General features: G+C 59.9%; 19 protein-coding genes and 2 pseudogenes. 5 read left to right on the plus strand and 16 right to left on the minus strand.

Going from position 1 to position 18823, the window contains the following annotated elements:
• Positions 1-163 precede the first annotated feature (163 nt).
• The 7 genes and pseudogenes from AC13QY_RS28775 to AC13QY_RS28805 form a co-directional block, all read right to left on the minus strand.
• Positions 164-1462: an NAD(P)/FAD-dependent oxidoreductase gene (locus AC13QY_RS28775; protein ID WP_113350982.1), complete on the minus strand. Its 1299-nt coding sequence runs from the start codon at positions 1460-1462 to the stop codon at positions 164-166.
• A 134-nt stretch (positions 1463-1596) separates the two neighbouring features.
• A pseudogene (locus AC13QY_RS28780) lies at positions 1597-2854 on the minus strand (ABC transporter substrate-binding protein).
• A gap of 51 nt (positions 2855-2905) precedes the next feature.
• The gene (locus AC13QY_RS28785) at positions 2906-3334 is read right to left on the minus strand and encodes a hypothetical protein (RefSeq protein WP_112344874.1); all 429 of its coding nucleotides are present in this window, start codon (positions 3332-3334) and stop codon (positions 2906-2908) included.
• Positions 3331-4386, minus strand: coding sequence for an aldo/keto reductase (locus AC13QY_RS28790; protein WP_113350983.1), 1056 nt, complete (start codon positions 4384-4386; stop codon positions 3331-3333). The genes AC13QY_RS28785 and AC13QY_RS28790 overlap by 4 nt, the downstream gene beginning before the upstream one ends.
• 5 nt (positions 4387-4391) lie before the next feature.
• Positions 4392-4745 carry a TIGR04076 family protein gene (locus tag AC13QY_RS28795; RefSeq protein ID WP_095437503.1) on the minus strand — a complete coding sequence of 118 codons (354 nt, stop codon included), beginning with the start codon at positions 4743-4745 and terminating at the stop codon, positions 4392-4394.
• Between the two features lies 1 nt (position 4746).
• Positions 4747-5235, minus strand: a complete 489-nt coding sequence (locus AC13QY_RS28800) for a DUF3830 family protein (RefSeq protein ID WP_113350984.1) — start codon at positions 5233-5235, stop codon at positions 4747-4749.
• Entirely contained in the window at positions 5232-5966 is a 735-nt protein-coding gene (locus tag AC13QY_RS28805) for a GntR family transcriptional regulator (protein WP_113351078.1), read from the minus strand. Before AC13QY_RS28805 ends, AC13QY_RS28800 begins: the two co-directional genes overlap by 4 nt.
• A gap of 122 nt (positions 5967-6088) precedes the next feature.
• Here AC13QY_RS28805 and AC13QY_RS28810 point away from each other — a divergent pair, with 122 nt between their 5' ends.
• From AC13QY_RS28810 to AC13QY_RS28825, 4 genes are read left to right on the plus strand one after another with little or no spacing between them, the layout of a single operon-like run.
• Positions 6089-6886 carry an ABC transporter ATP-binding protein gene (locus AC13QY_RS28810; protein ID WP_113350985.1) on the plus strand — a complete coding sequence of 266 codons (798 nt, stop codon included), beginning with the start codon at positions 6089-6091 and terminating at the stop codon, positions 6884-6886.
• Positions 6883-7632 carry an ABC transporter ATP-binding protein gene (locus AC13QY_RS28815; RefSeq protein WP_113350986.1) on the plus strand — a complete coding sequence of 250 codons (750 nt, stop codon included), beginning with the start codon at positions 6883-6885 and terminating at the stop codon, positions 7630-7632. The genes AC13QY_RS28810 and AC13QY_RS28815 overlap by 4 nt, the downstream gene beginning before the upstream one ends.
• A complete protein-coding gene (locus AC13QY_RS28820) occupies positions 7629-8537 on the plus strand; it encodes a branched-chain amino acid ABC transporter permease (protein ID WP_113350987.1) in 909 nt (302 codons plus the stop codon). The genes AC13QY_RS28815 and AC13QY_RS28820 overlap by 4 nt, the downstream gene beginning before the upstream one ends.
• Positions 8534-9520, plus strand: coding sequence for a branched-chain amino acid ABC transporter permease (locus AC13QY_RS28825; protein ID WP_162748766.1), 987 nt, complete (start codon positions 8534-8536; stop codon positions 9518-9520). Before AC13QY_RS28820 ends, AC13QY_RS28825 begins: the two co-directional genes overlap by 4 nt.
• Positions 9521-9589: 69 nt before the next feature.
• Here AC13QY_RS28825 and AC13QY_RS28830 read toward each other — a convergent pair whose 3' ends face one another.
• From AC13QY_RS28830 to AC13QY_RS28855, 6 genes are all read right to left on the minus strand, one after another.
• Complete coding sequence (locus AC13QY_RS28830; RefSeq protein ID WP_113350988.1) at positions 9590-10411, minus strand: carbohydrate ABC transporter permease; 822 nt, start codon at positions 10409-10411, stop codon at positions 9590-9592.
• Between the two features lies 1 nt (position 10412).
• Entirely contained in the window at positions 10413-11279 is an 867-nt protein-coding gene (locus tag AC13QY_RS28835) for a carbohydrate ABC transporter permease (protein WP_113351080.1), read from the minus strand.
• Positions 11280-11434: 155 nt separating this feature from the next.
• On the minus strand, positions 11435-12760 hold the full coding sequence (locus AC13QY_RS28840; protein ID WP_113350989.1) for an extracellular solute-binding protein: 1326 nt from the start codon (positions 12758-12760) through the stop codon (positions 11435-11437).
• A gap of 46 nt (positions 12761-12806) precedes the next feature.
• A complete protein-coding gene (locus tag AC13QY_RS28845) occupies positions 12807-14321 on the minus strand; it encodes a putative N-acetylmannosamine-6-phosphate 2-epimerase (RefSeq protein ID WP_113350990.1) in 1515 nt (504 codons plus the stop codon).
• A 67-nt stretch (positions 14322-14388) separates the two neighbouring features.
• On the minus strand, positions 14389-15078 hold the full coding sequence (locus tag AC13QY_RS28850) for a GntR family transcriptional regulator (RefSeq protein WP_112721997.1): 690 nt from the start codon (positions 15076-15078) through the stop codon (positions 14389-14391).
• 197 nt (positions 15079-15275) lie between these two features.
• Positions 15276-15662 (minus strand): hypothetical protein, encoded by a 387-nt coding sequence (locus AC13QY_RS28855; RefSeq protein ID WP_113350991.1) that lies wholly within the window; start codon positions 15660-15662, stop codon positions 15276-15278.
• Between the two features lie 294 nt (positions 15663-15956).
• Between AC13QY_RS28855 and AC13QY_RS28860 the strand changes: the two genes are divergently transcribed.
• A complete protein-coding gene (locus AC13QY_RS28860; protein WP_173002461.1) occupies positions 15957-16133 on the plus strand; it encodes a hypothetical protein in 177 nt (58 codons plus the stop codon).
• 460 nt (positions 16134-16593) lie between these two features.
• Here AC13QY_RS28860 and AC13QY_RS28865 read toward each other — a convergent pair whose 3' ends face one another.
• From AC13QY_RS28865 to AC13QY_RS28875, 3 genes and pseudogenes are all read right to left on the minus strand, one after another.
• Positions 16594-17331, minus strand: coding sequence for a L,D-transpeptidase (locus AC13QY_RS28865; RefSeq protein ID WP_308936544.1), 738 nt, complete (start codon positions 17329-17331; stop codon positions 16594-16596).
• A 256-nt stretch (positions 17332-17587) separates the two neighbouring features.
• A complete protein-coding gene (locus tag AC13QY_RS28870; RefSeq protein ID WP_113350993.1) occupies positions 17588-18493 on the minus strand; it encodes a heparin lyase I family protein in 906 nt (301 codons plus the stop codon).
• 135 nt (positions 18494-18628) lie between these two features.
• Positions 18629-18823, minus strand: a pseudogene (locus tag AC13QY_RS28875) (ABC transporter); the annotation flags it as partial.

Consider the following 18823-nt stretch of genomic DNA (forward strand, 5'->3'; position numbering starts at 1 on the left):
GATTTCATTCGGCGCCACGATGCCGCATTCAAAGCCGGGCTTCGAGAAAAGGCATTTCATTTTTTGGGGATGAGGTCGCGTCTTCATTCCTTTCTCTATAGAATTAATGGTCAATTACTGCCTGGAGCTGTACCGGTGCTCATGAATATTGATCTTACGCCGATTAGCGGCGTCCGGTTCGCCAATCTTCAAAGCGTGCATGTGCGAGCGCAAGCGAAGCAATGACCGGCGTGAAGCAATGAAATGGCAGAGCGCGGCCGGATTGCAGCGGAATCGGCAGAGATTCCGCCGTTTCGCCGAGCGCCAGTCTCGCCAGTGTCCGACCGAGTTGCGCCGTCATGGCGATGCCGCGGCCGTTGCAGCCGATCCCTCCGAAGAAGCCGTCGCCGAAATGATAGAGGCGCGGCAGGAAGTCCGGCGTCATGATCGCCGTTCCGGTCCAGACGATCTCCACACCCGGATGACGCGGCAGACGGAGTTCGGATGTGAGCCGGTCGACGACGGCGCGACCGACGCGCTCGAAGGCGCCGACCGGATTGATCGCCATACCGCCGCTGATCAGCCTGTTGTCGCGATCGAGCCGGTAGGTGAAGAGGTTGGAGCGCGTATCGCCGACAGGCCGGCGATTTGGGGCGATCCGCGCAACAGTTTCGGCATCGATCGGCTTCGTCGCCACTTGATACACCTTTAACGGCACGCCCGTTCGACCCATGCGGGAAGCTATGCCGCTCGTGAAGGCGTTGGTGGCGAGGATGACGACCTCCGTTTCGATTTCATGGTCCACGAGGTTAACGCGCCAGGTGCCGGCATGTCGCTCGACATGCTCGACCACGCTGTTTTCGCGGATCATGGCGCCGCGCTGCATGACCGCCCTTGCGAGCCCGTAGAGATAATTCAGCGGGTGGATCGTGCCACCGGAGTGATCGATCAATCCTCCGGAATAGATCGCCATACCGGTCTCATTGCGGATGGCGCCGGCATCGAGAAATTCGACTGGACGACCAAGTTCTGTCCAGTCCTTCGCCCTTTGGCGCAGGATCGCTGCCATGTCGTCGCCATAAGCGGGCTGCAGCCAACCGGTCTGCACCGCATCGCATGAAATCTGTTCCTCCGCGATGGTCGCAAACACCTCGTCGGCGCCTGCACCGACGAGCGACAACAGCGCATCTGCCTTGCCGCGCGGCAGCTTCTGACGGACGGTCGTCGGATCGGCCTTGGCAAAATTCGGAACCACGAAGCCGGCATTCATGCCGCTGGCTCCCGCACCCAGCCGCCCGGCCTCAAGAACGGTCACGGAGCGGCCGGCGCGGGCAAGATGAAGTGCTGCGGTCAGGCCGGTGAAGCCGCCGCCGATCACGACGACATCTGAGCGGGAAGGCAGGTCGTGGGAAAGTTCAGGGGCAGGGCCGGCTGTCAGCGTCCACAGGGTAGGATTGGTAGGGCGAGCGGCACTGCTGGGCATCAGCGGAGGGTCTCTCAATAACTACGCCAGATAGCTGTCACCATAGATCAGCCGCTGAAAGGATTGCGCCAGGATGATTTCAAGCGAGGCACCCCAATGGGAGCGCCTCGCCTTTTTGCAAAATAGAGTGTTGCCTACTTGATCTTATCCTTCAGGGCTGAAACGTCTTCCATCTTCAGCTCGCCGTCGGTGACGACCTTGCCGTCGGCGATCTTCCAGAGTCGGAAGGGGCCGGTGATGTCGCCATATTGATCGAAGGAGACCGGGCCGATGACGCCCTCGTAACGGATCGGCTTGCCTTCCTTGATGAGACCGAGCGCCTTGGCGAACTCTTCCTTACCGGCATAGATCGGCGTGCCCTTGGGATCGACGACTTTATAGATGTCATCCTTGAGCTTGGATGTGTCGTCGCCGGCGATAGCCAGCGCGAGACCGACAATCGCGCCGGCGTCATAGGCGCGGTCAGCAGCCGGATTGGTCGGTTCGATCCCCGAGAAATCCTTGTAGTTCTTGTTGAAATAGTCGGTCGAGGGCGTCGGCGTCGTGCCCGAGGAGGTGCCGTAGGCGTCCTTCAGGATAGTCGGCGCCGACGGAATCGATAAAGTCCGGGCTGTTCATGCCGTCATTGAGCAGGAACTTCTGCGGGCCGCCTTGCGAGATCCATGTGCGGGCAATCGTCGCACCATCAACCGGCGTACTGACGAGGTAGAGGCCATCCGGATTGCCGCCCATGCCGGCTGTCACTTCGGAAGCATAGCTTGACTGCTTTTCATTGTAGGGCGTCGTCGAGACGATCGTGCCGCCGAGCGCCTTATAGGCTTTCGAGAATTCGGCGACCATGTTGACGCCGAAATCATTGTTGACGTGGATGATCGCGAGCTTCTTGAACCCCTTGTCGATCGCATATTTGGCGGCTGCAATGCCCTGCAGCGAATCCGAGGTGATGGTGCGGAAGAAGATGCCGTTGGTCTTGCCGTCGCGGCCGAGCGCCGTCAGCGTTGGCGAGGAGGCAGCGGGCGATACCTGCACGACCTTCGCGGGTGCGGTGACCGACGTCAGGATCGGGATCGTCACCGAAGAAATAATGCCGCCGATTATAGCCGGTACCTTCTTGACCTGCACCAGCTGGGTTGCAGCATCCACTGCGACATTGCCCTGGCTCTGGCTGTCGCGCGTATCCGTCACCAGATCGCAGCCATGGGCGCCGCCGGCGGCGTTGATATCGCGGAAGGCCATCTCGACGGACTTCGCGCCCGCCTGGCCATATTCGCCGGCCGGGCCGGTCAGTTCCATCACGAGGCCGACCGTGACTTTGCAGTCTGCGGCATTGGCGGCCCCGGCTGCAGTCAGAAGGGCGAGAGCCGTGGTGATTTGAAATATCGTCTTCTTCATCTTTGTTCCCCTTGTTCGGTCAACGATTTTCATTTCTGTTTTTAGAACCTGTCAGGTCTCCGGCATCTGCAGCCAGGTTTCATGCAGATGCTGCCATTCGACGCCGTTGGGTGCCGATGAACTTGCAGTGAAAAGGGCGCTCGCCTGACGCCGGCTATATTTGCCAGCCCGCGTCTGCGCTTCGACATAAGTCAGGACGATCGTATCCGTAGTTTCGTAGCTCGCGCGGATATCCGAAATCTCGATGGTGAAATTGCCCTGAAACGTCGCCCGGTTTGCCCGGATGAGCTCGATGGTTTCAGCGCGGTCGAAGATACGGCCGGTCGGCGGGATCATATGGAACGCCTGGCCGAAGGTGCGCTCGCAGCGGCCGAAATCCGTATGATCGGCAGTGGCGGCATCGTACCAGGCTTCGAAGAAGCGATGGAAATCGATGACTTCGGCGCTGGCTTTGCGGAAGAGAGGCGATTGCTGGCTCATACCTTCCCCGCATTGAGGTTGTAATGCATGATCGAGCCGTGCCTGCCGGTACGGTCGCGCTCCAGCGTATAGACATCGCCATCGAGACCAGGGCTTTGGGCGATGATGTCGGTAATCTGGCGGCGGTCTTCGTCCGAAAGGGCAATGTCCATGATCCTGGCATTGGCGAGCGCATGCGCCTGATTGCGGGCGCCGACGATGACCGCGGCCACCTGCGGCTGCTCCAACACCCAGGCGCTGGCGATCGTGGCGATATCGACGCCATGACGATCACCGATAGCTTTCAGCGTGCCGAGCAGTGATTGAAACAGCTCCCAGCCGCCAAAGTCATCGATGATCAGCTTGTATTTGACGAGCGAGCGATTCTCGAGCGGCATTTCCGGTTCCGGCTCCCCTAGCCATTTGTCGCTCAGGAAGCCGCCGGCCACTGAGCCGTAGCAGAGGAACTTCACGTCGTTCTCCGCCGCCAGCTTGGCGAGGCTACGCGATGGCCGTTGATCGAGAACGGAATATTGCAATTGCTGGCTGACGAGTGGAATGCCGGCTTTCAGAATCTCGGCAACATGCGGCGTATCGAAATTGGTCGTGCCGACATTACGCACCTTGCCTTCGCGGCGCATCTCGTCCAGCCAGCTCAGGGCTTCGAGATAGCCTGATAGCGAGTAGTCCCACCAGTGAAACTGTACCAGGTCAAGCTGTTCGGTCTTCAGTTTGTGCAGCGATTTGTCGACGATGCCGCGAATATAGTCGCGGCTGATGGTTGCGAGCTTTTCCAGATCGGGAACCAGCTTCGTGTGGACCTTCATCGCGCTTGAGGCTTCCGTGCCGCGCTCGTTGCGAAGCCGTTCGCGCGCCTCGCCTATCAGCTCCTCAACGCCCGTATAGATATCAGCGCAATCATAGGTGCGGATGCCGACGTCGAAAGCAGCGATCAGGTCGGTCACGGCCTGGGCGCGATCGATTTCGCCGTGCCCGCCGGCAAGCTGCCAGCCGCCGCGGATGATGCGGGAAATCTCGTATCCGGGGCTGAGCTCAAAAGTCTTGGCGGTCATGCAATTCATTCTCCTTCTGGCAACGGCACGGCCGTTGTTTCGGCATGGCTGAACCGCCGTTTGCCCGTTCTGACGATCCGCAGCCGGCTCGCGCAGTTGGGGTCGGGGCAGGCGATTTCCGCGTCCGAGGTCATCCAGTCGTTCTTGTGGGTTGGTCGCTGCTTGGCCGCCAGCAGCGGCAGGACGGCCGATATGGAGTAGATCGAAAAGCCCTGGCCCGCAGGGAGGGACAGCATCTCGCCCTTGAGTTCGAAATAGTCACCCGGCTTGGCGCCGCAATAGATCGGCTTGCCCTCGGGAATGACCGCTTCCACTCTAAGGTCGAAGAGCTCGAAACTGTCGTCGCTTTCAGCGGCCATCTCAGATCTCCACGCGTTCGAAGGTGACGTCGCAGGCGCCTTTGCGGCGGATGACGCCGCAGGCCGCCGCGAAGTGTTCGCGCTCCTCTGGGCGCACTTGCGCGACGACGCTGCCGGCAAGCCAGCCGATCGGGAAGAGCAGGCGAGCGCCCTGACCATAGAACAGACCGATATCGAAGATCGCATCTGGATTGCCGCCCCACATACGCGGCGGCACATAGCTGAGCACAATATCGCCTGGCTGCGGCGTCAGTGTCGCGTTCTCGGCGGGCAGGGCGTTTGCATAGGAAGCACCCTTCAGATGCGCCGGCGGGATTGGGCACGAGATTTCCGGTCCGGTCCACATGGCATGAATGCCGCCAACCACGCGAGCTTCGCCGAGATAGGTCCAGAGAAAGGCGGCATTATCGGGCGCCTTGGTTTCCAGCAGAGGTGCCAAGATACTGAGGCCGGAACTGGGTTCGGAGATCTTGATGGCGCGTTGGCTCATGCGGATTGGCCCCTTTTGGCTTCGGCTTCCAGTTTGCTGCGCAGGAAGGTGAACGGCCGGCTAATGTCCGCCACCAGCGCATCGCGCGCTTCTCTGGCGTCCTGTGCGGCGATCGCCTTGACGATGGTGCGGTGATAATGGGCGGTATCGACCTCGCCGGCATCCGAGAAGGCATAAATCGCGACGCGGATACAGGGGCCCGATTGCAGCCAAAGGCTTTCGATCATCGGGATCAGCACGGCGGAACCGCAGGCGCGATAGATCTCAAAGTGAAAGGCCTGATTGAGCGTCACCTCGCGGTCGACATCCTTCTTGTGCTTCAGCGCGCGCATCTCGTCCCATTCGCCGAGCATGCTCTCGATGGTCGTAATCTGCCGCGGCGTCATGCGGATCGCGGCAAGCGCGATCGCCTCGCCCTCGATCAGGATGCGAGCGCGCAGAAGATCGTCCATGCGCTCCAGCGTGATCGGCGGCACGCGAACGGATCGATTGGGGAGGGCTTCCAATGCCTTTTCGGTAATGAGCCGACCTAGCGCCTCGCGCACCGGCATGGTGCTGGTCATCAGCGCGTCGGCAAGACCGCGGATCGTCAGCACCTGGCTCGGCTCGAAAAGCCCGCCGATCAGCGCCCGGCGCAGCTCCAGATAGACCCGGTCCTGAACGGTTTCTCGCCCCACTGGCGCAAGCTGTGCGGCAATCGGATCGCTCTTGTCGGCGGTGGCCTTTTGCATTCGAAATCCCCTTTTCGGCTTGCGAAGAGGATTAAAGCTGATTAGCGTGATCAATGCAAGTGTGATCACAAATCAAATAATCAGGGAAACGGCAATGATCGTTTTCCGGCCAGAGGGATCTCATGAGTACGACAACTGAACGGCATGGGGAGGAAGCCCAGCCTGTTCTGACGGCCAGAAACGTGGTGCGGCGTTTCGGCGGCCTCGTCGCCGTCAACGATGTTTCCTTCCATGTGCGCCAGGGCGAAATCCTCGGCTTGATCGGTCCGAACGGCGCCGGCAAGACGACGATGTTCGACCTTCTGGCCGGTAGCGTCGCGCCGAGCACCGGCGAAATCGTCTTGAATGGCACCGCAGTCGCAGGCGAGGCTGCCCATCGACGGATCGCACGCGGACTTGGACGCACCTTCCAGATCCCGCGGCCGTTTCCCAATCTGACGCTTCTCGACAACGTGATGCTGGCCGCCCAACGTCAGACAGGAGAGCGCTTGTTGTCGAATTTCCTGCGGCCATGGAAGGTCGCCGCTGAGGAGAAGGCGGCCTATGCAAAAGCGATGGAGTTGCTTGACCTCGTTCACCTGACGCGTCTGGCGCATGAACCGGCGCGCGTTCTATCGGGCGGTCAACGCAAGCTTCTGGAGCTTGCCCGCGTCATGATGGCCGATCCTGCCCTCATCCTGCTCGATGAGCCCGCCGCCGGCGTCAACGCCACGCTTCTGGAGACGATCATCGACCGTATCCGCGATATCAACCAGCGCGGTGTCACCTTTCTTCTGATTGAACACAATATCGATATGGTCACGCGCCTCTGTCACCGCGTGCTTGTGATGGCGAGCGGCCAGCTTCTTTGCGAGGGCACACCGGAAGAGGTAGCCCGGGATCCGCGCGTCATCGAGGCCTATTTGGGAGGCGCGGCATGAGCGAACCGGTCTTGAGTGTTCGCAATCTCGTTGCCGGCTACGAGCCGGGTGTTCCGATCGTGCGTGGCGCCTCGATTACGGTGAAGGAGAGGGAAATCGTCGTTGTGCTGGGCCCCAACGGCGCCGGCAAGTCGAGCTTCATCAAGGCGATCGCCGGTCTGGTTCCGGTCGAAAGCGGCACGGTGGAACTGGGCGGCAGCGATATAACGAGTACGCCCGCGCACATCATGGTGCGGCTCGGCCTTGCCTTCGTGCCGCAGACGGAGAATGTCTTTCCGCTGATGTCCGTCGAAGACAATTTGAAGGTTGCCGGCGGCATCCTGAAGCCGAAGGACGTGCCCGTTCGCATCGAAGAAATGTATGCGACCTTTCCGGATCTTGCCCGTCATCGCCGCATCGCGGCCGGCAATCTCTCGGGAGGGCAGCGGCAGATGCTGGCCGTCGCCCGAGCTCTTATCGTTCACCCGAAGCTTCTCGTGCTCGATGAGCCCTCGGCGGGCCTCTCGCCGAAATTCGTCTCGATGGTCTTCGACATGCTGAGCGAAATCCGCAAATCCGGCGTCACCATTCTCCTGGTCGAGCAGAATGCCAAGGCGGCGCTTGCGATTGGCGATCGTGCCTATGTTCTCGTCGAGGGCAAAGACAGGCATGAAGGCGTTGCATCGGAGCTTTGGAGCGATCCTGTCGTAGCCGAACTCTACCTCGGGCAGCGACCCGCAACTTCGGCAAGGGGAGGTGCGGCATGAACCTGCAATTCATCATCGATGGCTTGCTCACAGGCTCGATGATCGGCCTAGGCGCGATAGGTGTGACGCTCACCTATTCGATCCTGCGTTTCTCGAACTTCGCCCACGGCGATTTCATGGCCTGGGGCACCTATGCAACGCTTGCTGTCGTCAGTGCCATAGGCGCAATCTTCGGCAAGGTCGCTCCCATTGGCCCGCTTTCCTTCGGCTGGCCGTTGATCGTGGCGGTAATCCTGGCGATGGGCTTTACCGGCATCCTTGCCCTCGCGCTCGACAAGGTGCTGTTTGCCAGGCTAAGGGCTAAAGGCCAGTCGATCATCGTCGTGATGGCGAGCTTCGGTGCCTCCATGGCGCTGCGCAGCCTGCTCGAATTTCTCTTCACGTCGCGCCCGGCCTATTTCAGCCGCGCCATTCAGATCGCCATGCCGATCGGTTTCGGCATCCGCATCACGCCCGATCAGATCGCCCTTTTGATTGTGACGGCGCTTTTGGTCTTCGGCGTTCATATGCTGATGACGAGGACGCAGACAGGGCGTTCCATGCAGGCGCTGAGCCAAAATCCGGCGCTTGCCCGCGTCGTCGGCATCGATGTCGCCAAGGTCGTGCGCGTCACCTGGCTGATCGGCGGTGGACTGGCCTGTGTCGCCGGCGTCATGATCGGCATTCTCGTGCAGATCCGCCCGCTGATGGGCTTTGACATGCTTCTGCCGATGTTTGCCGCCGCCATTCTCGGCGGTATCGGGAGCGTTCCGGGCGCGGTTTTGGGTGGCCTGATTATCGGCCTTGCCGAAGCGGCCGCGGTTCAGCTTATCGGTGCGGAATGGCGTGCCGCCATTTCCTTCATCATCCTGATGGCGGTGCTGTTCATCCGGCCGATCGGCCTTTTCGGAGTGAGAGAGCGATGATGGACATTATTGGCTACGGCGCTTTCTTCCTGACCACAGCGTTGATCTTCTCCTTCATCACCCTCGGCCTGAACCTGCAATGGGGCCTGACCGGCCTCTTCAATGTCGGGCTCGCCGGCTTCGTAGCGATCGGCGCCTATACCTCGGCCCTGCTGACGACGCCGGATACGGCCGGGCGGTTCGGTGGGTTCGATCTGCCGATCCTCGTCGGCTGGCTCGGCGCGATGATTGTCGCCGGTCTTGCCGCCGCCATTATCGGCGTGGCGACGCTCCGGCTGAAATCCGATTATCTGGCGATCACCACCTTCGGCGTGGCCGTCGTCGTCCAGCTCGTGGCCCTGAATGCGCAGAAACTGACCGGTGGCCCCTTTGGCATCGGTTTCATTCCGCGCCCATTTTCCAGCCTCGCCGAAACGCCACTTCTTTTCAATTTGGCCAATCTCGGCATCGTGGTCGTCGCATTGCTGATCGTTTATTTTGCGCTGGAGCATCTGGCGAAAAGCCCTTGGGGACGCGTCCTCAAGGCGTTGCGTGAGGACGAGCGCGCCGCCATTTCTCTTGGCAAGAGCGCTCGCTTCTATCGCGTACAGGCCTTTGCCGTCGGCGGTGCGATCATGGGGCTGGCTGGCGCCATACAGGCGCATTTCATCGGCTTTATCGCGCCGGACAATTATCTTCCGATCCTAACCTTTCAGGTCTGGGTCATGCTGATCGTCGGTGGCTCTGGCAGCAACAAGGGTGCTATCGTCGGCAGCGTTCTGGTCTGGGCTATCTGGGCTGGTTCCGGTGCGCTGACGAGCATCCTCTTTTCGCCGGAACAGCAGGCTCGTGCGGCATCGCTGCAGATCGTAGCGATCGGCGTCATGCTCTGCATCATCCTGCTGGTGCGTCCCGGCGGCCTCTTTGGCGACATGCCGCGGCGGCGATCTGTGATCGCGCCGCAACGAAAACCGGCCGAGGACAAGAGCAGCGCCGCCTCATAGCCTAGCGCCTGAGTGAGCAGAAGCCTCGCTCCAGCTTTAAGCTATGCGCAGTCGCAAGGCGCGTTGCCCCTAACCTTTAACGGCGCCTGCCGTCATCGAACCTGAAAGCTGGCGATACATCACGAGACCGAGCAAGGCTGGCGGCAAGGCGCCGAGGATCATGACGGCGGATGCCAGCCCCCATTGCACGCCGCCGCCGCTGGCCGCGAAGAAGAAGGAGGCGCCGACCGTCATCGGCACGGCGCGGTTGGTCGTCAGCATCAGCCCGAAGAGGAATTCGTTCCAGGCAGTGATGAAGCCGAAGATGAAGGTGGTGACGAGCGCGGGGCGGATCACCGGACGAATGACCCTGATCATGATCTGGAAGACGTTGGCTCCGTCGACCGTCGCGGCCTCGTCGAGCTCTATCGGTATGTCGGATATGGCATTGACCAGCATGACCAGGGCCAGGGGGATATTGACGATCGTCAGAATAAGCCCAAGGCCGATCCGGGTGTCGAGCAGGCCAAGCCACTGATACATCATATAAAGTGGGATCGCGAAAACGACCAGCGGCACGGCGCGAAGGTTGATAACCAGCGGAAGCAGGAGCTTTTGTCCGGTCTCGCTACGGGCGATCACGTAAGCCGCCGGGAAGGTAAGGACGATCGCCAGCAGGGTGCCGATGAGCGCTGCCGCGGCGCTGTTTGCGAGATAAAGGAAAATGTTGAAGCGCTCGGTGTCCGTCAATACCTTGACGTAGTTGTCGAAGGTCGGCTGTTCGATCCACAGGCCGGGATTATTGGAGATCTCGCGTGTAGTCTTGAATGAAGTAATGAGGGTGACGAGGATCGGAAAATTCGTCGCGAAGACCACGATACCATAAACGATCCAACGTAGGAATTTCAGCATCTCATCTCTTCCTTCGCGCGCCAAGCCAGTTCAGGCCGTAGAGAACCAGCAATGAAGTGATGAACAGGACGACGGATGCCGCCACCGCCTTGCCGATGGCGCCTTCCTTGAAGAAGGCCTGGTAGATGTAGATCGACAATGAGGTCGTCGATCCACCGGCCCCGCTGCCGGTCAGGGCGTAGACATTGTCGAACACGCGGAAGCCGTCGATGAAGCGGATGAAGAAGGCGACGGTCAGCGTCGGCAGCATCAGGGGCAATTCGATACGCCAAAGCCGCTGCAGACCGGTCGCACCATCGAGCGCTGCAGCCTCGCGCACATCTTCGGGAATGGCGATGTAGGCGACGTAGAAGAGCAGAAAGGCGAATGGTGTCCATTGCAGCACTTCGACGACGACAAGCGTGCGGAAGGCGTTCTGATAGTCGAGGAAAGCCGGGCTGTCGCCGAACCATTCGAAAAGATAATAGGGCACAGGTCCGGCAAATTCATGCAGCACGAGGCGATACATCAGGCCGACCATGGCTGGTGCGACCATCAGCGGCAGCATCAGCGGAGCCATCAGAACAGGCCGTGCCGATAGAAGCGGCTTCAGAAAGATCGCCAGGAAAAGGCCGAGCAGGCATTCCGAGATAGCCGTGATGATGCCAAAGCGGAAGGAGAACCAGACGGATTGCCAGAATGCGGTTTCCGTCAGCACTGTGACGTAATTGCCGAGACCGCTGATCCGTGGACTGCGCAACGTCTCGAACGAAACGGTCGAAACGGAATAGAGAAGATTGAGAAGAGCCGGGAAGCCGAGGAACAGCAGCAGAAACCCGACCAACGGTGCCAGGTAGAGCCTGCCTTCGGCGCGTTTTACAAGAGCCATGGGTTTCAGCCGCATTGGCCGGATGCCGGGAGAGCCTTTTCACTTTTCGTCGAATCGCGAAAAGGCTCTATTCCTCTGCTTTTACGCAATACCGGACGGAAAACCGCAATACACTTTTCCTGGAATTGCTCCGAAGCCGGCACCCGGCCTTCTCCTTATTTCTTCAAGAAATCCTGCATGCCTGCCTTAGTATGGGCAAGCGCATCCTCAAGGCTCTGCTGACCCGACCAGTAGCCCGTGAATTCCTTGGCCTGCAGCTCGTAGACCGATAGCGCCTTGGCCGAGGTGGCCCCCGTCATGACGTAGCCATATTTGCTGGCAAACTCGCCGAGCTTCACGAGATCGGGACGCTCCTTGGCCACCTTGGCGACGACATCCGGCGTCAGCGCCGGTGAACCGCCGGCACGCGCATAGGCAAGGGCCGCATCCTCGGAGGACAGCCACTTGAGGAACTTGATAGCGCCTTCCTTGTTCTGCGCGTTCTTGTTCAGTCCGAGGCCGAGACCGTGGATATGGTCGACGCGACCGTTCGGCCCGGCCGGCGGCGCAACGATGCCGGTGGCGTCGGCGACGGCAGGCGACTTCTTTGCATCGGTGAGCTCGGCCGCTGCGGCATTCCATTGCAGGGCAGTCGCGGCCTGCCCGGAGCTGAAGGCGGCATTGGTTTCGGCATATTCGTAGCTCAGCGAATCCTTCGGCGATGCGCCGGCATCGTAAAGCGTCTTATAGAGCTTCAGTGCCGTCTTGTAGGCATCCGAGTCGATCGTGACATTGCCGCTCGCGTTCATCCAGTCGCCGCCATAGGAGCGCGGCAGGGATTGGAACACCATCATATTGAAGAGAAGGTTCTTCATCTGCAGCACGGTGCCATAGCGGACCGGGCTCTGGCGGTTCACCTGTTTGCTGAAATAGAGCGAAGTCGCTGCCCAATCATCCCAGGTCCAGTCGTCGGGCTGCTTCGGCGCCAGCTCCTTGCCGAGATATTTCTTGGAGATCTCGGCATATTTGGTCTTGGCATCGGGATCGGCGATAAGGGCATCAACGAGATCCTTGCGGTAGTACATGAAATGCAGCGACAGGTCCGTCGGCACGCCATATTGCTTGCCATCGAACTGCATCGTTTTCAGCACCGTGTCGCCGAACACTTTGGAGGCATCCGCATTAAGCTCGATCGGCTCCATGTAAGGTGCATAGCGGCCGATCGAATAGGTCGCGACCAGATTGACGTCGAAGGCGTTCGAGCCGGCTGCCATGTCGGCCTGCAGCTTGTCGAAGAAACCGTCGCGATTGAAGAACAGCAGCTCGACCTTGTCGGCATCCGATGCCGTCTTGTTGTAGAGATCGGCGGTGGCGCGCAGCGCCGTTTCCTCTGAGCCTCCCGGCCAGCCGAGCACGACGACCTTGGCATTGGCAAGTCCTGGTAGGGCCGTTGCCGACAGCATGAGAGCAAGCAGTGTGGACGATATGTGCTTGAATTTCATTTTGTTCCCTTTCCTTATCGTTGTTTGTTGAATTGAGCAGATCTTTTCATCGATGGCGTGCAGCAAGATCTGCCGCGCCGATGATGCCGGCATTGGAGCCGAGGCTTGCGGCGACCAGGCGCGGTGCCACATGTGGCGGCAACCCCTCGAGTTGCGTACCGACAGCGTCGAGATAGCCGGATGCCAGACCGATACCGCCGCCGATAACGATGCGTTTCGGCGCGAGCATCATCTGGATGTCACGGCATAGAAGCGCGACGCGTGACGCCGACTGCATGATGATCGCTTCGGCCCAGCCGGCACCTTCGCGTGCCTTTCGAAAGATCTCGGGTGCCTCGGCCGGATGCCCGGCGCGGGCGGCTTCGGCCGCCATCCACCGACCCGAAACGACGTCCTCCAGTGGTGACTGGCCGTGCATCGGTCCGCGAAGCAGGCCGAAATGACCTGCCAGACCCAATAGCGGCCGCCCATTAATTACGATGCCGCCGCCGATGCCCGTCGATATGGTCAAAAAGACGATATCCTCGTTGTCGCCCGCGCCGAACCTGTGTTCGCCCCAGGCTGCAGCCTGAGCATCGTTGACGGCGAGAGCCGGCTTGCCGAAGATTTTGCTGGCCTGTGCCACCAGTGGATAACCGTCCGGAATTGCGAGTGTCGCGGGATTGAGGGCCGACCAGCAGCCGTCGTTTATCAAGCCGGTTGCGGCGATGCCGACGCGCTCATATCGACCGACCCAGGACTTTGCGTGCTCGGCGACGGCGGCCAGCCAGGCGTCCGGGCCTGCCTGCCGGCTGGTCGCGATGGTCGCCTTATCAAGTACCTGCCCGCCCTGGACCAGGGCCGCCAGGGTCTTCGTGCCGCCGATATCGATCGCCAGCGTTGCGTCATCACGCGCGGAAAAGGCAGCGGAAACAGCGTCGTCGAACCAGAGTGTCACATGCTCGGTGCGCGTGATTGCCGATCCGACGACGACGGCACAGGCACCGGCCCGCACGGCATCCGCCGCCTGTTCGGGCGTGCGGATGCGGCCTTCGGCGATCACATAGGGCGTGAGCTCCCGCATGGCGGCAATCAGCGCGATATCCGGCTCCACCGGTTCGGGGCCGCCGACATAGCCGGACATGGTCGTGCCGACGAAATCGACGCCGGCATCGAGAGCGCGTTTGGCATCCCCAACACACGAGCAATCCGCCATTGACAGCAGACCTCGGGCCTTGATGGCGGCAATCAGCGCTTCGATCGTTGCCGGGCGAGGCCGATCGGTCGCATCGAAGGCGATGATATCGGCGCCGGCATCGGCCAGCGCCTCAACATCGGTGATAAAGGGAGTGATGCGCACCGGGCTGTCATCGAGGTCACGCTTGACGATGCCGATGATCGGCGCGTCGACGGCCGCCCTGACGGCTGCAACGTAAGCCGCCGACTCGATGCGCAAGGCACGGGCGCCAGCGGCCAGAGCCGCACGCGCAAAGCCGCTAACGAAAATGGCCTCATCCATCGCTCCGCCCGGTACGGGCTGGCATGAGACAATGAGGCTCAGATTGAGATCTTCCTTGCGCATTCGGCACCCCTTTCGGAGCGCAACGATAGAGAATGATCACCAGAAAGCAACCGGTTTTAAACTGGTATTATCTCTGCAGCTCGAAGACGAAATCATAGACCTCGCCCTTGTAGCGGGTCTCGCAATATTCGACGATCTCTCCGTCGGCTAGAAAGCAACGCCGCTCGGTCGTCAGGATCGGTGCGCCCGGTTCGCAGCGCAGATGCTGCGCATCCTCGGGCGAGGCGGCGCGCGCGCGCATGCGCTGGACGGCACGCCTAGGAAGAAAGCCGCGCTCGGCCAGCGCCTCATAGAGGGAATCGCCGACGAACGAAGGTGAGGGAAGGAAGCGCACGGGTACGGCGGCATGTTCGACTGCGATCGGTGCGCCATCGGCTGTTCGCACGCGGCGCATCCGCAGGACTTGCGCATTGGCTGAGATGCCAAGCGCCATCATCTCCGTCGGCGAAGGTCGGGTTAACTGTTTGGAAATCCAGACGCAACCGGGCTCCATTCCACGAGCGCGCAGGTCTTCGGAGAAACTGGTGAGGGTGGAAAGCGATTTTTCGACGCGCGAGCCAATCTCGCTGCGGGCACCTTGCCGTCGGCTCAACATGCCTTCCTCCTCCAGCATGGCGAGTGCTTTTCGAACCGTGACGCGCGACAGGGAGAGGGTTTCCGCAAGCGATCGCTCACCCGGCAATACCGAGCCGGATTTGAAGGCGTGGCTGCGGATGGCGGTTTCGATCGCGCTCTTCAGCTGCTTGTAGAGCGGCATCCCCTCTGTGCCGGAAGCAAGCTCTTTCTTGACCAGCTCAATAATATCAGTTGCCAAGGCAGACTTTCCCTTGATGGCATGGCGACGAAAATGTCGCCCTGTTTGCTACTGGTATTATACTGTACAGGTTTTTGCGATCTGTCGAGGCGGGTAAAGGACATACCGGTCCGCTGAAGCGGGCCGGTATGCAGTTCGTATCAGGAGGCCAGAGCGCGGCGCGCGGTCTGGGCTGGCATGGCTTTGCCGGGGACCCGCAAAGGGGCCTTCGCGACGACGGGCGAAATGCGGGCCGTATTGGACTTGGCAGCTCCCAGCCAGCGAAGAATAGCGTCGAAGCCGGGCTGGGCAGCCCGCTTGAATTCCGGGCTCATCTCCTCGTCCATGCCGCAGAGCGAGGCAATTTCCTGGAAGTCGACACGTCCTGCCCGAAGGGGAGGACGCGACTGGAAAACGATCAGGCCGATCATGAAGCCTTTGATATTCTCGAAGCTACGCGGCTGAAGCAGCGGCTTGAGCCGCATATCGCAAAAATCCGAAATCTTGCGCTGGAAAACGTCAGAGGCAGAGCTTTTCTTTATGGGCATTATTCATTCCTTGCAGGCGACATCATCCAAAGGTCGGGGTGTGGCCCGCTAAAGCACGCAGGTTAACGAAGCGCAAACAACCGACCAATTGGCCGCTTTCAATTCTACGATACATCGCCATTTGGCAAGTGAAAGATCGATCACGCTTCGGTCGGCACCGTTTCCGGCACGAGGCGGCGGAAAGAGATCAGAAGTCTTGTCGTCGAGCCATCAAGACCATGAAAAAACTGTAACTTGCCTCCCGCGTCATTGAGAGCGACATTTTCCTTGCGCCGGAATTATGAGGTGAAAGACATGTCAGTCTTGGAAATGCTGGTCAGACGCCGGATGCAGGAAGAATATGCCAAGGGTACATCGCCGGAGCGCATTACCCGGCTCCTGCAGGAATTCTTCAACGGGGCAGAGGCCTCCCAAGCCGATGTACTGCGTTCGGAAGAATATGCTAATGAATTCAAGATTACAGGTAGTTAGACTGTGGCCTTTTGAATGAGGCAAGGTGCTGTTTTTTACAACGCCTTGCTCATTGTTCTCGGCTTTCCGATCTGGCCGGCTCGCATCGGCGGGCTTCGTTCAGCAGGCGAATGGCTCCGCGTATGGCGGAGTCCGGGCTTGCATAGCGCCGATGATTTCGTCCGCGCCCTTCCTCTCTCCGCTATTCATTCCGCTCGGATGCGAATTGAGAGACCGGTGGCCTAAAATCCGATTTCCGCGATGCGCCGAGGCGCGACAAAATGCAGGTCACGGCCATGGTGCCTGTGATGACTGCCTTCCCGTCCAATGGTGTGCGTTTCCGGTCCTGCCAGAGCGGTTGAGCTTTTCATCGAATATATGAACCGCTCCAGCTTTTGTCTTCACGCAATTCCCTACGGAAACGGCTGCGCACTTTATCCTGGAATTGCTCCAGGCTGACCCATGCATGGTCGGAGTGCAGTCAGAGAACGACGACCTTTGTTCCCACGCCGACCCGGCCATAGAGATCCATAACATCCGGATTTGCCATGCGAATGCAGCCGGACGACACCGCCTTGCCGATCGAGTTTGGCTCATTGGTGCCGTGGATGCGGTAGAGGGTGGAACCGAGATAGAGCGCTCTCGCTCCGAGGGGATTATTGAGCCCACCTTCCATGTGGTCAGGCAATTCCGGACGGCGAGCGATCATTTCCTTGGGCGGCGTCCAATCGGGCCACTCCGCCTTGCGGCTGATCGTCTCGGTGCCCTTCCAGGCGAAGCCTTGCTTGCCGACACCGATGCCGTATTTGAGGGCAGTTCCGTCGTTGAGCACGAGATAGAGGCGCTTTTCCTTGGTGGAGATAACGATTGTGCCGGGATCGTAGCCGGAAAAACGCACAACACTGCGCGGGATCGGCGATTGCGCCAGACTGGCCTGCTTGTCGTCCTTGAGGCCCGGACTGAATTGGGGAGACACCGCATTCCGATCGATCGAAGCCTGGCGCCGTGGACGAGGGGCTGGCGGGAAATCGCCGTCCTCATCGTCATAGTCGTTGTAACGGTCGCCCCGATAGTAATAGCCGTCGTCGAGACGCGGATCGTCGCGATAACGCGGCGGTGCCTCCCGCCAATAGCGCGGAGCAACATAGCCGCCATCCAGATCGTCGCCATAATCCGGCAAATATCTCCATTCCTGCGCATGCGCGGCGGAGCCTGCCATCAGTAAAGCCAGAGCGGGCAAAAGAACAAATTTTTTAGTCTTCACGTGATAACCATACTTCCCGAATAATGCATCGGATTGCACCCCGTGCGAGCGGGGCATGCGTGCTGCAGACAATTCCGGAAACGGCGGGCGTAATTGTGGCAGCGGCGATTGAAAGTCGAGATTTTCCGACCTGTTTTGAAGTTCAGATGGAGATGCGCAAACGGGCGGCCACACGGAGCGTTTCTGTCATCGATCCGAAAAGATCGGATGATTACTCGGCGGATACTGCCAGTTTCGACCAAGCGGGATCGCTGGAAGGGTCCGTCGACCAGAACTGGATATCCGCGAAGTCAACTGATTGCACGACGCCGGGAAGAGTGTCCCTATAGATCCCGAAGCGCGGCTGAACGTCGATGAACGGGCGGCCGTCTTGATGCCGCATACCGTGATCGAGAAAGCCGAGGCGCCCCGTATAGGAGGAGTCGCAGGCGCGTCCGTTGAGATAGACCTGTATGGAGCTCGCACCCTCCTGCAGGCTCGGCTTCAGCATCACATTCACATCATTCCAGTCACCCACATTGAGATGCCAGGGACCACAGATTATCTTGGATTGACCGGCGTTGCAGTCGGCGCTACCCCGCACTTTGGCAACGAAATTCGCCCCTGTTTCCGATGGTATAGCCTCGATTTTGAACAATGGATTTGCCGCCTGGCAAGCTCCAAGAGGCTTCGTCTCCTCCGTTGGAATATTTTGCTTTACCTGATGAATGACGGTGCGGTTGCCGATCCCTCGCCAGGGGGCTTCGAGCCGGAAGGCAAAATGATACCACGTCGGCTCATCGAATTTGATAACCTCTTTCTTGATTTGAATTTCCACCCGTTCGGTCGGCGCATCGCCGATACTCTGGTCGGGGGCATCACCTGGATGCACCGAGATGCGCAATATCGGCCTGGAAGGAGATGAGAGATCGCAAACGATACGCGATCTCCATAAGGCAGGGTCCAGCCTGCTGCTGATCCGCCAGAGCTTCGACGGATGCTCGCCGTCGACGGCGCATAGGTCGGCAAAGCTGCCCGACAGCGGAGCCGCTGCTTCCTGTGCCATGGCGTGCGATCCGTTCAAAGCACCCAGGCATGATAGGACGAAGGCAAGCTGTGGCGTTCTCGAGGTCATCATCGTCGGTCTTTTCCGCAAGACAGGACAGGGTCTGAGAAGTAGCGGCTCCAGCCAGCTTTCTTGACCAACGATATTGGTTGCAAAGCCTCAGTTCATTTCTATCGGCCGAAAATTGCGGGTCAAGAGTGATTCGATCGACAATGTCATTGCCTCGATCTGGTCGTGGGTGACGTAAATCATCGTTGCAGCCACTTCGTCATGCAGGCGTATCAGCTCCAGCCGCATGTTGACGCGCAGCGCCGCATCGAGATTGGAAAGTGGCTCGTCGAACGGAAAGATCTTCGGATTTCGAACGATCGCGCGGCCAACTGCCACGCGCTGGCGCGCCTT

The sequence above is a fragment of the Martinezella sp. CNPSo 3795 genome (assembly GCF_057784475.1).